Source organism: Acinetobacter sp. UBA6720 (genome assembly GCF_002454215.1).
Lineage (GTDB): Bacteria > Pseudomonadota > Gammaproteobacteria > Pseudomonadales > Moraxellaceae > Acinetobacter.
In genome coordinates this window covers 14,200-30,332 of record NZ_DKIK01000072.1, presented here as the reverse complement: position 1 = coordinate 30,332, position 16,133 = coordinate 14,200, and the positions used below count along the sequence as shown (strand labels likewise).

Below are 16,133 nucleotides of genomic sequence, written 5' to 3'. Positions count from 1 at the left end.
AAGCCACCTTGACCACCAAAGCCACCTTGTTGACCACCAAAGCCACCTTGTTGACCACCAAAGCCGCCTTGTTGACCACCAAAGCTACCTTGTTGACCAGCACCAGCAGGCGCACCAGCAGGACGTGGATTACGTGCAGGAACAACAGTAGAAATTGCATGTTTGTAAACCATTTGGCTTACCGTATTTTTTAATAAAACAACATATTGGTCGAAAGATTCAATATGACCTTGTAATTTAATACCATTCACAAGGAAGATAGATACAGGAATACGTTCTTTACGGAGAGAATTTAAGAACGGATCTTGCAAAGTTTGACCTTTAGACATGTTATAACTCCAAAAAAAATTAAAAATCAGCGCAAAAAACTATCTTTATTTTTCAATTAAAAATTATAAAAAAGACAGTAGCTAAATTTTGCTTTATCCGTAGCAGTTTCGCAAGTCTTCTTGTGCCTGCGTGATCGTTGAATAGGTTGTAAATTTATGTACTTCTTGCAAAGATCTTAACCAAGTGTATTGACGTTTGGCAAGTTGTCGTGTCGCAAAAAGTGCTTTATCCTCCATTTCTTGTTGTTTTTCGACAGTTTTATCTCCTTTTTGTAAAAATTCGAGTGCTTGTCGATACCCAACTGAGCGCATAGAAGGTAAATTTTCCTTTAAATCGTATTTTTTCATAAGAGCTTCCACTTCATTCAAAAATCCGATATCCCACATAATTTTCAAGCGCTGTGCAATTCTTTGGTGCAATTCAGCTCGATCTGGCACTAAGGCATAATTATGAAAACTATAACGATAAGGTACATTTTTAGGCTGCTCTGCCTGAAGCTTAGTAATGGGCTGCCCAGTCAACTTATAAACTTCTAAAGCACGAATAATCCGTTGTTTATCACTCACTTTAAATTTATCGCCCGCCAAAGGGTCCACACTGCATAATTCTGCATAAACTGCGTTCCAACCCTCACTTTCAGCTTTAGACTCAATCTCAGCACGAACAGCATAATCAGCACTAGGTAAATTACTCGAAAGCCCCTCTAATAGTGCTTTAAAATAGAGCATGGTTCCACCGACTAAAATCGGAGTTTTGCCACGTAAATGCATATCGTCAATCAGGCGACAAGCATCCTCAACAAAATTTGCAGCGGAATACACTTCTAAAGGTGTAATAATATCAATCAAATGATGTGGATACTGTAACAACTCTTCTTTGGTTGGCTTAGCTGTACCAATATCCATATCCTTAAAGACCAGTGCTGAGTCTACAGATATCAGTTCAAAATTTCCTTGCTCATAGAGCTGACATGCCAAAGCAGTTTTACCACTTGCAGTTGGCCCCATTAAATTGATGACCGGCAATTGAGTTGACATGTACAACTACTCTCCTCGAGCAAAAAGCTTATCTAGTTGAGCCAATGGAAACGCACGCCAAGTTGGGCGACCATGGTTACATTGGCTAGCAAATTCAGTTTGTTCCATTTGACGAAGCAAAGCATTCATTTCAGAAAGACCCAGAATGCGATGCGCGCGGACAGCACCATGACAGGCCATACCCGCTAAAATTTGATCACGCTTTTGCAGTAAGCCCTGAGCTTCATCATTTGGATCCAAATCGTTAAGTAATTCAGGTACCAGCGCCTCAAAATTGGCTTTATGTAAAATCGCAGGTACACCACGAACAATCACCTGCTCATCACCATATTGATCAATTTCAAGACCTAAACGCGCCAATTGATCTTTGAGCTCTTCCACTCTTGTCGCTTGCATCCGTGTGATATTAATCACTTTGGGAATGAGTAACTGCTGAGAAGTCCAGAACTCTGGTTTATCCCATGCGGACTTCATTTGCTGTAGCAGAATACGTTCATGGGCTGCATGCATATCAACAATAATCAGCCCTTCTGTATTTTGAGCCAACACATAAATACCGTGCAATTGTGCAATGGCTATTCCCAACGGATGTTCATCAACTTTAGGGCTTTGCACTGTAAAATCAGCTAAAGGCTGAGTTTGATCAACACTAGATGACGTATCACGCAAAGGCGCCAAATAGCTTTGTAAGGCATTATTAAGCTGTTGTGAACCCTGATAACGCGAAGTTTGCGTAGAATAATGAACACCTTGCGGTTGATTTGAACTAAAGTCAGTGAGCACATCCAATGGTGCTTGCTCACTATTTTGTTCAGACTCAACATGACGATGCAACTGCAAAGGCTCTTGATAGCGAGGCTGCACAGACATCAAAGCTTGATCCTCTGCAATCTTCATTGCATCAGATAAATCTGCGGTTGCCGTTTGAAACTGCGATAAAGTCTCTTTGGCATAGTGCCGGACAAACTCATGCACTTCACGCTGATTTAAAAAGCGAATTTCATGTTTAGTAGGATGTACATTGACATCAATATTTTCAGGATCGACTTCCAGAAAAAGTAAATAACCCGCATGCTGATGACCATGTAAAATACCGTCATAAGCCATACGTAGCGCATGAGAGATGGTTTTATCTTTAACAATTCGACCATTCACATAAACATACTGCAAGTCTGCTTGCGCACGAGCATCAGAAGGATGTCCCAACCAACCTGTTAAACGCATGTTGATACTATCCGCATCCATCCAATACGCATTTTCAGTAAATGCTCGACCGAGTAACTGTTGTACGCGCTGAAAACGTAACTCACCACTATCGGCAATCGGTAAGTTCAACTTGATGCTTTGATTATGTTCAAGCACAAAACGAATATCGAAATGAGTCAATGCTAAACGTCGAACGATTTCTTCAATATGACCAAACTCTGTGCCAGGTTTTTTGAGAAATTTGCGACGTGCAGGCACATTAAAAAATAAATCTTGTACCCGAATATGTGTACCTTTCGGCGCAGCTACAGCCTGAATCTCTTGATGGTCAAATGCAGTTCCATTAACTTCGACTTGATAGCCAATCCCATCATCCGCTTGACTACTGGTCAAGGTTAAACGCGAAACCGCTGCAATAGACGCCAAAGCCTCTCCACGAAAACCCAAGCTGACAATTGCATGTAAATCTTCTGCAGTCTGGATTTTACTGGTTGCATGGCGCATCACCGCCAAAGGGAGATCTTCAGCATGAATCCCTCGACCATTGTCCATGATTTCAATTAAAGTACTGCCGCCTTGCTCTACCCGAATAATCAACTCTGTCGCACCTGCATCAATCGAGTTTTCGAGTAACTCTTTGACCACAGACGCAGGGCGTTCAATGACTTCACCTGCTGCAATTTGGTTGGCTAAAGCAGGATTTAGAGTATGAATACGACGTATCTTTAAATCATCACGCATTGTTTAATTGGCTCTCTAAAGCTTGTAATAATGCTACCGACTGAAAACTCAATGTGGCATGTCGTGTCAGCTCATCTTCAGATTTTTGAATATCAATAATTAAGTCCGCCGCAGGGATTTCATCACCCCCTTTAGATGGCCATTCAAATAAAAACAGTGCATTGGGTGTTTCTAAATAGTCACGAATGCCCATTAACTCCAACTCATACGGATCGTTTAAACGATACAAGTCAAAATGGAAAATATCATGCCCTTGCACTTGGTAAGGTTCAACCAAGGTATAGGTTGGGCTTTTCACGGAACCTTGATGCCCTAAATGCTGTAAATAATGACGTGTTAAGGTGGTTTTTCCTGCCCCCAAATCCCCAATTAAATACACCACACCCGTCGTAAAATGCTGTGCCAAAATTTTCGCTAAATTTTGGGTATCTTGTTCATTATTGAGTGTTAAGTTGAATGAATACTGCATAATACTCACGACAAGTGGCAAAAGAGCAATTATGATAGCACCGCACTCATAAAATGCCCAAGTCGCAAGTTTGAAAACTCGTATTTTCCTGTATCAACCGCCTAGATATTACCTACAAAAAACATGTCCAACCACCAAACTTCTGAATTTTGTCCCCCCATGCTCAATGGCGTCAGTGCCAGTAAAGTGTTCCTGCCTAAATTGAAGCCATCGCCACACACCGTATTGGCTTATTTATCTGACCAATTTCCGCATATTGAAGCTGCGGAATGGCGACAGCGTTTCTTGGATGGCTTGGTCTATGACGCTGTAGGTAATGTGCTCAGCACAGATTCGGCATATCTTGAAAATCAACATGTGTTTTATTACCGCTTTTTAGCGCGTGAAATTGAAGTACCATTTCAGCATGAGATTTTATTTGAAAATGATCATTTCTTAGTGGTAGATAAGCCGCATTTTCTAACTATCAGCCCAACGGGACAATATGTTCAACAAACTCTTTTAGTTCGCCTAAAACAACAGACAGGTATTGAGCATTTAACCCCTATCCATCGCTTAGACCGTGAAACTGCAGGCTTAGTCCTTTTCTCCAAGCGCATTGAAACGCGTGGGGCTTATCAACAAATGTTTGCGGAACGGCGGGTGCAAAAGACCTACCATGCAATTGCACCTTTTAACCCAGAACTTAATTTCCCACGAACTGTAAGGTTACACATGCAAAAAGGTGAACCGTTCTACACTATGCGGGTATTAGACAAAGCACCCAATAGTGAAACAGATATTTCGCTGTTGGAATATGACTCAACATGGGCAAAATACGAGCTTAAACCACATACAGGAAAACAGCATCAACTGCGTGTACACCTTAATTCTTTAAGCTGCCCGATTAAAAATGACCCGTTCTATCCTAAAGTTGTACACAAAACCGACGATGATTTCAGCCAACCATTACAGCTTTTAGCCAAGAAATTATCATTTAAAGACCCAATAACTCAACAACTTATGCTGTTCAACTCTCACTTTGAATTGACACTGTAATATAATTGTCATTACAAAATAATTTAAAATTCCATTGTGTGAATATTGAAATTACAATGAAATTGATTAAAATAACTTCTATCCTTTAAGTGATTCAAATTATTTAATAAATCATGAGAAAAACAGAAGTCTATCAAATTCGACTCGATTCCCAAGAAAAGAAACAAGCATTTGCCGTGTTTAAACAATTGGGGATTACACCTGCACAAGCCGTTCGTTTGTTCTTCAAACAAGTGGTTTTAACCAAATCTATCCCATTTTCAATTGAAAATCAGAACATCAACTTAGAGCAACTCATTAAATTACGTAAGTTAAAGCAAGAACAAAAAGCAGTCGAACAAATCACAAGCCCCGACTCTACAGCCACTAATGATTTATTTGCCGATGATGAACACATTGATCTATTTGAAGAATTAGCTGCAATTTTGGGTGAGAGTGACAAAACTTAACAGTGTTGCATTTCTAAACAAATTTTAGAAATATCCTGTTCAAAACTTCGGTATGCTTCATGTAAACATTATAAAAAACAGCATGGAGTAATACATGATTGTAAGACGTGCCACCTTAGAAGACTTAGAAAAACTTGCTGTATTATTCGATGAATATCGCCAATTCTATGGCGCATCTTCCAACTTAAGCCTTTCCCAAAAGTTCCTCAAACTTCGTCTTGAAAATGAACAAAGCGTGATTTTTATTCATGTCAAAGACGATGTGATTACTGGTTTTGTCTTATTATACTTAGGCTTTTCTTCCGTGGCTTGTGCAACGTATTATATTTTAGATGATGTCTATGTCTCACCGCCACATCGTCGTCATGGCTCTGCAAAACAACTCATTGATACCGCAATTTTGTTTGCTCGTCATGAAAAAGCGATTCGCATAACACTTGAAACGCAAAAAAATAACTACCAGTCCCACAGCCTATATGAAGCCATGGGCTTTGTAGCGGATAGCGAATTTAAAACCTATCACTGCTTCTTATAGCTACTGATTTATATGCCGTTTTCATGAGGGCTGCTATGACGAGTCTTGGCTAAAGCGACTTGTTCCTCATTTAAATACACCCATCTTCCCTCGACTAAATCAGACAATGTGATTAAGTCGAGTTCTCCAATTTGCTGACGATGCAAACATTCCACCTTATTGCCGACAGCTGCAAGCATACGCTTTACTTGATGATACACTCCCTGATGCACCGTCATTTGCAGTTCACATTCAGCTAATCGTTTTACCCCTGTTGCTGCAAATATCCCTTTTTCATTACGTAACTCAACGCCTTGTTCTAACTGCTGGATTTGTTCATCTGTAATAGGATCAGCCGTTTGCATGCGATACACTTTGGCCACATGCTTTTTAGGATGTGTCAATGCCTGTAAGAATTGACCATCATCAGTAAGCAACAACAAGCCAGTCGTGTCTTGATCCAGACGTCCAACACACTGAATACCACGATTCAAGAGCACATCATCAAACAAATCGAAAACACTAAAGTGGTGTGTTGCCTGATGTGAACATTCATAACCCTGAGGTTTATTTAAGGCAATATAGACTTTTTCACGATATTCAAAACTCTCATCATGTACTTTGAAGTGTAAACCATCTAATTTGAGTTTATGTTTAGGGTCTGTAATGATCTGCCCATCAATTTCGATGGTTGCATTTTTAATCAACTGTTGGCAATGCTTCCGCGAACCGAATCCTTGCGACTGCAACATTTTTTCCAACAGCATCAGCACACCACTTTTTCAAATAAAGGCTCATTTTATACTGAAATACAGGAACATCAATCAAAGGACTCGGATCATTCGGCAGACTGGCTAAAAAAACGTTACAATGCACATGTTTTTTTGACCAGTCTCCCCCATATGCCGAACTTAGATTTGAACCTGATCGTCCTCCTCATCCTGCTGGCTTGCGGTATTTTCAGTCACAATTCTGCGGTAACCATTGCTGCGGCTGTACTCATTATTTTACGCATGACGCCACTGAGCGAATACTTCCCGCTAATCCAACAACATGGATTAAATATCGGCATTATTATTTTAACGATTGCCGTTTTAGTTCCTATTGCCAGTGGTAAAATTAGCGGTGAAAGTATTTTTAAATCTTTCTTAAGCCTTAAATCATTACTAGCGATTACGATTGGCGTTTTAGTTGCATGGTTAGGTGGACGCGGTGTGAAACTCATGTCGAATCAACCAGATGTAGTTGCAGGTCTGTTGGTTGGAACTGTAGCAGGGGTTGCATTACTGCGTGGTGTACCTGTGGGCCCATTAATTGCCGCAGGTTTACTGACCTTATTAATTGGGACGGGACAATCTTAAATACATGTATCGTAGCTGAAGTCACATTTCAAATATTCACTGAGTTGGCGCTATTTTTGCTTTATCTAAATTAGGCATGACTTTATGGAATAATCAATTAAATGTAGACAAACCAATAGATACTGTATTTAAGAATACTCAGGCATCGCATAGATTTTAGTGTTATTGAATTAACTTATAATATTTTTGAACAACCTAATTTTTATGTGATAAAGAACGTATAATATTTTTCATTTCACTCTCTATTTATGTCCATTCAAAAAAATAGCAGCCCATCAACAGGTCACTTATCTGTCATTATTTTAGCCTTGGCACTCGGTGGTTTTTGTATTGGTACGACTGAATTCGTTGCGATGGGACTCATCCAAGAGATATCGCAGAGTTTCAAGCTTAGTATCCCTATCACAGGGCATTTTATTAGCGCTTATGCTTTGGGCGTGACAATTGGCGCGCCTGTCATTGCCGTTTTGGCTGCAAAAGTGCCACGAAAAACACTTCTAATTGGACTCATGTTGTTTTATGGCATTGCCAATGCAAGCACCGCACTTGCAAATAGTTATGAGTCTATGCTGATTTCTCGTTTTATCGCAGGCTTTCCACACGGCGCATACTTTGGTATTGCTGCTCTCGTGGTTGCAGAGTTTGCTGGTAAACAAAAGCGTGCTTTTGCTGTTGCAATGCTGATGATGGGCCTAAATGTCGCGACCGTGATTGGCGTACCTCTTGCAACTTGGCTCGGACAACTCTATGGTTGGCGGGCAGGTTTTGAGTTTTCGGCATCTATCGCATTTTTAACTGTTGTCGCGATTTGTTTTGGCCTACCCCAAATGCAACGTGATCACACTGCAAGCATTCAAAATGAGCTCCGCGGACTTAAAAATACACAAATGTGGATGACTCTTGCTGTAGGGGCAATTGGTTTTGGTGGACTCTTTTCGGTTTATAGTTATGTATCACCCATTTTGACTGAATATACCCATGCCAGCATTCAAGTTGTTCCTTTTGCACTGGCATGTATCGGGCTAGGTTTAGTAATTGGAGGTGCTGTTGCAGGACACTTTGCCGATAAAAACCTAAACAAAGCCATCATTTGGGTATTGATATCCAATGCCTGTTCTTATGTGCTTTGTGCATTATCAATGGATCATCTTGCGACGGCTCTTATTGCGCTATTTTTAGTGAGTTTCAGTATTGCTGGTCTAGGACCTTTACTGCAAACCCGCTTAATGGATGTTGCTGGTCATGCCCAAGGTCTAGCTGCTTCACTCAATCACTCTGCCTTTAATATTGCCAATGCTTTTGGTGCTTTTATTGGTGGCTGGCTCATTAGCCAAAATCTGGGCTGGTTAGCACCGATTTGGGTAGGTACCTTATTAAGTCTAGGCGGTCTAATCATCTTGCTACTCGCCTTTCAGCATGAAAAAAAGTCAATGTCTATATCTAAAGATGATGTAAATCAAACCTGTTAGACCAATCTAGATTTCTATTCAGATAAAGTAAGGCATGTGTATCAACATTCGATTTGAACGTTGATACACATGCCTCTTTACACCGATTTATTCAGGTAGCTTCTTCCCACAATGTGGACAATACGCATACTGATCACGCTCTTGTTTTAATGACTCTTCTTTTTGCTCACGTATAAGCTGCAAAATAATATCTTGTGTTTGTTCTTTGGTCAGTCCAACCTCTTTACGAACTTCCTCAATTTTTTCTGTTTCTAGGACAAAGTCAATGTCGCTATTCTGGATTAACTCTCGAAATCTGAGTTCTAGTTGTTCTTTGCGCTGCTCTAGTTCATTGGCCAAACCATTTGCCAAGATACCTGCGGGTAATGCTGCTAAACCTACACCTAAAATAGTAATGATCGCACCCAAGAAACGTCCTAGCGGTGTAATAGGTGTCACATCGCCATATCCTACGGTGGTCAGTGTAACCACAGCCCACCACATGGAAGCTGGAATAGAGCTGAAAACCTCAGGTTGTGCCTGACTTTCAATCAAATACACCCCCGCAGCCGCCATAATGATCATAATCATTAAAATGAAAATAACCGCTTGAAATGAGCCTTTTTCGCGCTCAATGACCCTCAATAGGATTTGTAGAGAAACAAAGTAGCGGGTTAACTTGAGAAGTCGGAGCAAACGAACGATTCTTAAAAAACGTAAATCGAACTGAACAAAGAAGTTTAAATATGCAGGTAAAATCGCCAAGAGGTCGATAATTGCCCCACCACTTTTGACCCAATTTAGGCGGTTTTTCCAATCCGACTCAAAACTATTAGCTTCAGCAATTGACCAAAAACGTAAGAGATATTCAATCGTAAAAACGATGATCGAGAAGATTTCAAAATAATAAAAAAAGTCCTGATACAACACATAGTACTTCTGTACCGACTCCAACAACACAGCAGCAGCATTACTCATAATCAGTACAATGAGGAAATAGTTCAGCCCTCGGCTTAAGGGTGTCTCATAGTCTTCATTATGTAAATTGTTATAAACAAATTTGCGTAACATGTACCAAGCTGTCAATTTCATTACGATTTTACGTTATTCTTATCCCTTAAAATTCAGTTTAACCGAACTTAACAGCAAAGTAAGTAATAAATTTCGGTACGAATCGTACAACTGCGGCAGCATTATTCAATATAGAGTAAGGCCAAGCGCACTTGGTCATAGCCCATACGCGGATTGGTTAACTCTACAATCGGACGTAGTTTAATTGCGCCATCTTCACTAAAGTGTTCAGCTTGCTGACGTTTCATGAGACGTTTATAAATCTTTCGCACTTGCTCTACCACTTCTTCGCCTGGATGAGCTACAGAAATGTCTAAGCCCTGTTCTTTATGTAGCTTCGCCAAATGGTTGATAATCGTTGCAGCCGTCAACCCTCGCTCTTGGGCGATATCGGCAATTTCATAACCACCTTCAAAAAGTTCACGTGTTTCATCGAGTGTTGCAGAAGCATAGTTGGCTTTACCTGCATTACGGGCAATTTTCTTTTCATTACGCTCAATCTCAACTTCATTGAGCGTTCCGCCACAGTGACGAATAAAGGCCTTGTGTTGTGGCTCTAGATCAATGACCTCAAAGTGTGTTTCGGCTTCATCGGAAAGTTCTTGGAAACGTCGATCTGCTTTAATGGCAAGACTGTCTAGCTCTAAGGCTTGTTCATTAAAACCCAGTAGTCTTAAACCATCCAAAGTCTTTAACCGTGACAAAGCCACATAGCCCTGTCCTTTTTCAAAAGTATGGCTCAGGTTAATTTCTGCTGCTGCTAAAGTCATGCCTTGAGATTTGTGAATGGTGATGGCCCACGCTAAGCGCAATGGAATCTGCTGAAAACTGGCAATGGTTTTACCTGCATCATTGTCCACCGACCATGTTTCAGGCTCAACCACCAGTACTGTACCATCAGTCAGTTTTACTTTTGGTAAGACTCCGAAATCATCATCTTCTTCAAAGCCAACCACCTCACCCAAACTACCGTTAATATACCCCACGTCAAAGTTGTTCTTTACAAACATCACTTTGGCATTTTTCTTGAGAGTGAGGTTTTCAGGTGCGCGCACAGACGACTTTAACGTTTCAATAAGCTTGTCATTGCCATCACACACCGCCTCAAACTGACGACCTTCATTTTCAATTTCATTCAAATGTTTGAAGTTGATGGTGTCCACGTCCATATTATGGGTGTATAAACGTGTGAATGTTTCACCAATATCCTGCTGACGTGTGGCTTGTAAAGCTTGCAAATGCTCGGAGCGGATCGTTTGGCTACGGATAGCATTTAAAATATCGTTGAGGTAGTCATTGCCCTGACGGTGCTGCTCGGTCAAATAGCACACACGAAACTTGGCTTCCACCCAAGCATCAGACATAAAACAGAACTTATCGCGATTACGTTCTTCATTTTTCCCCACGGGCGGTAACTGGAAAAAATCCCCTGCAACAATGACCTGAATTCCACCAAATGGTTCTTCACTTTCTTTAAAGAATTTTAAAACTTTATTGACCAAATTGAGCTGTTTCGCATGTAGCATCGAAATTTCATCAATAATTAACACTTGGGCATTTTCTAAATGCTCTTTTAAATATTTACGTTCTTTCATGCGTTTGAGTTCATCTTCCCCTAACGCATCTTTAATACCTATACCAGCCCAAGTATGAATCGTCATACCATTCATATGTGTTGCAGCTATACCTGTAGAGGCTGTGATCGCCACAGGCACTTTACGGGCTTTTAAGTAATTAATGTATTGGTTCAATGTATAGGTTTTTCCTGCACCAGCGGAACCAGTTAAAAAGACATTTTCGCCCGCTTTTAGAAGTTTGAGTGCAGTTTCTTGCTTCATAAGACCTATACCATTGATGAACGGCTATAGCCTACCGAGTTTTTGCTAAAAAGTTAAGCAGATCTCGTCATATAGAAGTTCTTGTGCGACAAATTAAGTCGAGTGTTGTTGAAATTTTAACAGCCCTTTTGTCGTTCTTGGTTGAGCATCGCAATAAACTGCTCTGCCACTAACACATCGTCAGGAAGTGCCTTTTGGTTGTTTGGATATTCCAACTGATCAAATAACAACTGTCCCGCGATATAATAGCAGCCAAGTGTTAAGTGGCGCTGTGCATCAGTATGACTCATATGAAAGGCCACGTATTCATTGACAATAATTCGTTCAGCAAAGCTTGCCGCTAAACAATGTCTAAACCGACGAGACTCTGCGATGATGCGATCAATATCTTTAAGCTCCTCAAATACCCAACTTTCAATAAAATAATAAGCTTCATGACTGATCGGTTGCCATGACACATGGCTGACTTTCCTTTTCAGTTCAGCAAGTAACTCTTGGCTATGTAATTGATCATGCCATTGCACAGCCTGATGAAATAGGCCATTCCATGTGACATTTTTTAAAACATCCTTTTGCGTCTCGAAATGTTCAGGTAAATAATCTCGGACATAAGCATCAAACACCGAAACCCGCAATGGCGGATGATTCAGATAAAAAAGTTGTCTAAAGCTTTCAATAGGCAGTTTGTACTGCTGCAATTGGCGATAAAAATCACGATGTTGTTGGTTTTCTTCACTGAAATAAATCACTAATTCAGCAGGTAGTTTTTGTGCAATTTTATCTAAATGCTGAATGTAAGCCTGCATGACTCGACTCAATTTTGTATAAACTTTTTTACCCCATTCGGGTTGCTGCTGTACTACACGGTGCAGTAGTTCTAACCATTCATCCAAATACAAAATCGACGGGCTGATTGCTATACGCTGATCATCCATATCTTGGCGTCTATTTTTTAAGACGACATGCTGGTTGGCTTCCAACTCAAACCATTGCTGTTCTATAGCATGTTCATAACAGCTTTGGATAAACAAACGTGCTGCAACATGCTGAAAGTACCTTAAAGCTACTAAAATAATTTCAGAATGATAAGACTGTGTATCCAAATAACTCAAAGCAGTCACAGCAACACGTACACTACTATGTTGAATGTTGTGGCTAACCCAGTCTGTCACGACAGCTTTTTGTTTGAATAACCAATTCACTGTACGTTTTTCATCGAAAATAGGGAGTTTAGCAACTTTTTTTTGCCAAACTTTGGTCTGCACCTCTAAAAAATGTTGCTTTGCCAGCAAATCAGGCAATGACCAAAGATCACGATTCATTAAACGTGCAAAAACCAACAGTTCAGGCTGCTCTTTCGCATGCGGATACAGTAAATAAATATCATGCCCATGATCTATCAGCTCTTGTAAACAAAAACGTTCAGGAAATGCTGTTTCTACGATGCGATAAACATGTGGTTCTAGAAATTGCTTGGCACTAAAACACAGCTCATCATAACTATGCATCAAGGACTGAATAGGCAGAATATCCTCTGCTTGATCTGCATCTAAGTAACATAACTGCTCAAGTAAAGTCAGCAAATTGTTATCCGTTGCTGAAAGTTCTATTCTGCCCATATATTTACACAGTTGCTGAAAGAGCTCTGCATGGCTGTGCTCTATTTCAGTCAAAATCGTTTGGATCCGGCTTAGCCCCCCAACCACAACAAAAACCTGTTGCAATAACAACTGGCGTAACTGTTTTACTTTATTACGTAAATACAAAGAATGCTGTGGAGTCTGCTCACCCACCCAGAAGACAATGTCATGTAAACAAAACTCTTCAAGTGATTCAGCGTAGTGCCCCTTATACATAAACTGTGGGACACAAATCGTTTTGTTTTCGGTCGGTGGATAGAACTGAATATGAAAGCAATGGTTTAAAATTTGAATCTGGCGTTGCTTTGCATCAATCCCCAAAACATTGTGCACACTGAGCGTGGAGAGAAACATAAACTGCTCATGATAAAGTTGCTGAACACTCGGAACAACTTGCCTTAACACGACGGCAAAGTTTTGATATTGCTTAATCCTATCGTTTCTGTCCACAGTGAATCCTCATCGAATTTGGCGACGTTCATCCCGCTTCAAAACCAATATAAACAATTCCACACATGCAGGCTACGCCTTTTCATCATAGCTATTTTTTCGATTTAGAATCAGTATTTTCCATTTCCTTACGCATGGTAGGTATTTGGTAGGTACACAAGTTTTTTGAATCATTCGATACTCTAAAAACGGTAATGAGCACCGATAACAACATAAATATGGTAGAAGGAATCGCACCATGGCTTTTAAAAATATTGCAGATCAAACGAACGGTTTTTATATCCCTTGTGTTTCACTGTTTGGCCCAGGCTGTGCCAAAGAAATTGGTGGTAAAGCACAAAACCTCGGTGCGAAGAAAGCACTGATCGTAACCGATGCTGGCTTATTCAAATTTGGCGTAGCAGACACCATCGCAGGATATCTCAAAGATGCTGGTGTTGATAGTCATATCTTCCCAGGTGCGGAACCAAACCCAACTGACATTAACGTACATAACGGTGTAACTGCTTATAATGAGCAAGGTTGTGACTTTATCGTGTCTTTAGGCGGTGGTTCATCTCATGACTGCGCAAAAGGTATTGGGCTTGTCACTGCTGGTGGTGGTCATATTCGTGACTACGAAGGGATTGATAAAAGCACCGTTCCAATGACTCCTCTGATTGCAATCAACACAACAGCAGGTACAGCTTCAGAAATGACGCGTTTCTGTATTATTACCAATACAGATACTCATGTAAAAATGGCGATTGTAGACTGGCGCTGTACTCCTCTTATTGCAATTGATGATCCTAAACTGATGATTGCAAAACCTGCAAGCTTAACAGCAGCAACAGGTATGGATGCATTAACCCATGCGGTAGAGGCTTATGTATCAACAGCTGCTAACCCAATTACCGATGCTTGTGCAGAGAAAGCCATTTCGATGATCAGTGAGTGGTTAAGCCCAGCCGTTGCAAACGGTGAGAACCTTGAAGCACGTGATGCCATGAGTTATGCACAATACTTAGCAGGTATGGCATTTAACAATGCATCTCTAGGTTATGTTCATGCAATGGCACACCAACTTGGTGGTTTCTATAACCTACCACACGGTGTATGTAACGCAGTTTTACTGCCACATGTATGTGAGTTCAACTTAATTGCCTGCCCTGATCGTTATGCACGTATTGCAGAACTGATGGGAGTCAACACCGCAGGTTTGACTGTGACAGAAGCTGGCTATGCTGCCATTGATGCGATTCGTGAATTATCTGCATCTATTGGTATTCCATCAAGCTTGTCTGAACTGGGTGTAAAAGAACAAGATTTGGGCATTATGTCTGAAAACGCGCAAAAAGATGCCTGCATGCTGACTAACCCTCGTAAAGCAACCCATGCTCAAGTGGTTGACATCTTTAAAGCGGCGCTCAAATCAAGTGCTTCAGTAGTAGATTTTAAAGCGGCTGTCTAAGTTCTCTCCTTAACACTTTGTTTGCTTTGACAATTTAAGTGGAATGAAACAGACGTCCATACTGTTTCATTCGGGTAAGCCTAATCCTTGCTTACCTTTGCACTTAAATTGTCTTTTTTTATTTGTGGTTGACAAAAATTCTGACTTCATCAAGGATAAGGGAACTCATGACAATAACAACCAGAGTGAACTATGTCAGCACTACAAAACCCGCTTGCGTATCAACCAGATGTCCTTGGTGAAAACTACGAACAACTCAAACTCAGTTTTGCTAATGACTACGAAGGTGAAGTTTGCGCAACTCTCATTCGTAAAAAAGCCACGCAAACCACAACCAAAGCAGTGCTGTATATTCATGGATTTATTGACTACTTCTTCCAAACAGAAATGGCTGAACAGTTCAATCAGCATGGTTACGACTTTTACGCACTTGATTTAAGAAAATATGGTCGCTCCCGTTTAAGCCACCAAAACTACTACAATGTCCGTGATCTGCGCGAATATGACGATGAAATTACTCAAGCTCTTGAGATTATAGGTGCTGAAGGTCATCTTTCTGTTGTACTGGCAGGACACTCGACTGGTGGTTTGATTACCACACTATATGCAGCGCACCATCCACAACACCCTCTAATCAAAGCGCTATGGGCCAACAGTCCTTTTTATGATTTTAATATGCATCCAATTAAACGCAAACTTGGCGTGCCACAACTCAGCCGACTTGCAAAGCATTTCCCAGACTTAAAATTTCCAAGTGAACTGAATAAGTGGTATGTACCAAGCCTACATCAAAGTGAACACGGCGAGTGGAACTTTGATTTGCAGTGGAAACAACCAAGTTATTCTATGGTTCGCATCAGTTTTGTCCGTGCAATCCATGAAGCGCAAAAAGAAATTCATCGTGGCGGTTTAAAGCTTTCTGTTCCTGCACTGATTATGCATTCACATCAAACACTCAACCCCAAAAAATGGGGCGTAGCTGCACAAACCAGTGATGTAATTTTAGATGTCAAAGACATTGAAAAACAGGCGAAAAATCTACAAGGTGACATCTGTGTCGAGACCATTCAAAATGGTTTACACGACTTAGT

At 40.6% G+C, this 16,133-nt stretch carries 15 protein-coding genes; 7 read left to right on the top strand and 8 right to left on the bottom strand.

Annotated elements, in window-relative coordinates; all coding sequences use genetic code 11:
- From hfq to tsaE, 4 genes are all read right to left on the bottom strand, one after another.
- Positions 1–329 (bottom strand): RNA chaperone Hfq (hfq, locus tag B4F08_RS06245; RefSeq protein WP_291373841.1); only part of this gene is annotated, 329 nt, incomplete at its 3' end.
- Positions 330–422: 93 nt separating this feature from the next.
- Positions 423–1,367, bottom strand: coding sequence for a tRNA (adenosine(37)-N6)-dimethylallyltransferase MiaA (miaA, locus tag B4F08_RS06240; protein ID WP_119063417.1), 945 nt, complete (start codon positions 1,365–1,367; stop codon positions 423–425).
- A 6-nt stretch (positions 1,368–1,373) separates the two neighbouring features.
- Positions 1,374–3,314, bottom strand: coding sequence for a DNA mismatch repair endonuclease MutL (gene mutL, locus B4F08_RS06235; RefSeq protein ID WP_291373840.1), 1,941 nt, complete (start codon positions 3,312–3,314; stop codon positions 1,374–1,376).
- Positions 3,307–3,783 (bottom strand): tRNA (adenosine(37)-N6)-threonylcarbamoyltransferase complex ATPase subunit type 1 TsaE, encoded by a 477-nt coding sequence (gene tsaE, locus B4F08_RS06230; protein ID WP_086210158.1) that lies wholly within the window; start codon positions 3,781–3,783, stop codon positions 3,307–3,309. The genes mutL and tsaE overlap by 8 nt, the downstream gene beginning before the upstream one ends.
- A gap of 159 nt (positions 3,784–3,942) precedes the next feature.
- Here tsaE and B4F08_RS06225 point away from each other — a divergent pair, with 159 nt between their 5' ends.
- From B4F08_RS06225 to B4F08_RS06215, 3 genes are all read left to right on the top strand, one after another.
- A complete protein-coding gene (locus B4F08_RS06225) occupies positions 3,943–4,821 on the top strand; it encodes a pseudouridine synthase (protein WP_414632454.1) in 879 nt (292 codons plus the stop codon).
- Between the two features lie 113 nt (positions 4,822–4,934).
- Positions 4,935–5,270, top strand: coding sequence for a type II toxin-antitoxin system RelB/DinJ family antitoxin (locus B4F08_RS06220; protein ID WP_086210159.1), 336 nt, complete (start codon positions 4,935–4,937; stop codon positions 5,268–5,270).
- Between the two features lie 94 nt (positions 5,271–5,364).
- Positions 5,365–5,805, top strand: coding sequence for a GNAT family N-acetyltransferase (locus B4F08_RS06215; protein ID WP_086210160.1), 441 nt, complete (start codon positions 5,365–5,367; stop codon positions 5,803–5,805).
- Positions 5,806–5,813: 8 nt separating this feature from the next.
- Here the strand turns inward: B4F08_RS06215 and B4F08_RS06210 are convergent, their stop codons facing one another.
- Positions 5,814–6,551 carry a pseudouridine synthase gene (locus B4F08_RS06210; protein WP_291373838.1) on the bottom strand — a complete coding sequence of 246 codons (738 nt, stop codon included), beginning with the start codon at positions 6,549–6,551 and terminating at the stop codon, positions 5,814–5,816.
- 135 nt (positions 6,552–6,686) lie between these two features.
- Between B4F08_RS06210 and B4F08_RS06205 the strand changes: the two genes are divergently transcribed.
- Both B4F08_RS06205 and B4F08_RS06200 read left to right on the top strand, forming a co-directional pair.
- Positions 6,687–7,145 carry a DUF441 domain-containing protein gene (locus B4F08_RS06205; RefSeq protein ID WP_119063412.1) on the top strand — a complete coding sequence of 153 codons (459 nt, stop codon included), beginning with the start codon at positions 6,687–6,689 and terminating at the stop codon, positions 7,143–7,145.
- A 248-nt stretch (positions 7,146–7,393) separates the two neighbouring features.
- Positions 7,394–8,614 (top strand): MFS transporter, encoded by a 1,221-nt coding sequence (locus B4F08_RS06200; protein ID WP_291373837.1) that lies wholly within the window; start codon positions 7,394–7,396, stop codon positions 8,612–8,614.
- 87 nt (positions 8,615–8,701) lie between these two features.
- Here B4F08_RS06200 and B4F08_RS06195 read toward each other — a convergent pair whose 3' ends face one another.
- From B4F08_RS06195 to B4F08_RS06185, 3 genes are all read right to left on the bottom strand, one after another.
- Complete coding sequence (locus tag B4F08_RS06195) at positions 8,702–9,685, bottom strand: ion transporter (protein WP_086210164.1); 984 nt, start codon at positions 9,683–9,685, stop codon at positions 8,702–8,704.
- A 101-nt stretch (positions 9,686–9,786) separates the two neighbouring features.
- Positions 9,787–11,502 (bottom strand): AAA family ATPase, encoded by a 1,716-nt coding sequence (locus tag B4F08_RS06190; RefSeq protein WP_086210165.1) that lies wholly within the window; start codon positions 11,500–11,502, stop codon positions 9,787–9,789.
- Between the two features lie 116 nt (positions 11,503–11,618).
- Positions 11,619–13,592 carry a hypothetical protein gene (locus tag B4F08_RS06185; RefSeq protein ID WP_291373836.1) on the bottom strand — a complete coding sequence of 658 codons (1,974 nt, stop codon included), beginning with the start codon at positions 13,590–13,592 and terminating at the stop codon, positions 11,619–11,621.
- 238 nt (positions 13,593–13,830) lie between these two features.
- Here B4F08_RS06185 and mdh point away from each other — a divergent pair, with 238 nt between their 5' ends.
- The gene (gene mdh, locus B4F08_RS06180; protein ID WP_086210167.1) at positions 13,831–15,042 is read left to right on the top strand and encodes an iron-dependent methanol dehydrogenase; all 1,212 of its coding nucleotides are present in this window, start codon (positions 13,831–13,833) and stop codon (positions 15,040–15,042) included.
- Between the two features lie 192 nt (positions 15,043–15,234).
- On the top strand, positions 15,235–16,133 hold an 899-nt coding region (locus B4F08_RS06175; protein WP_291373835.1), incomplete at its 3' end, for an alpha/beta hydrolase.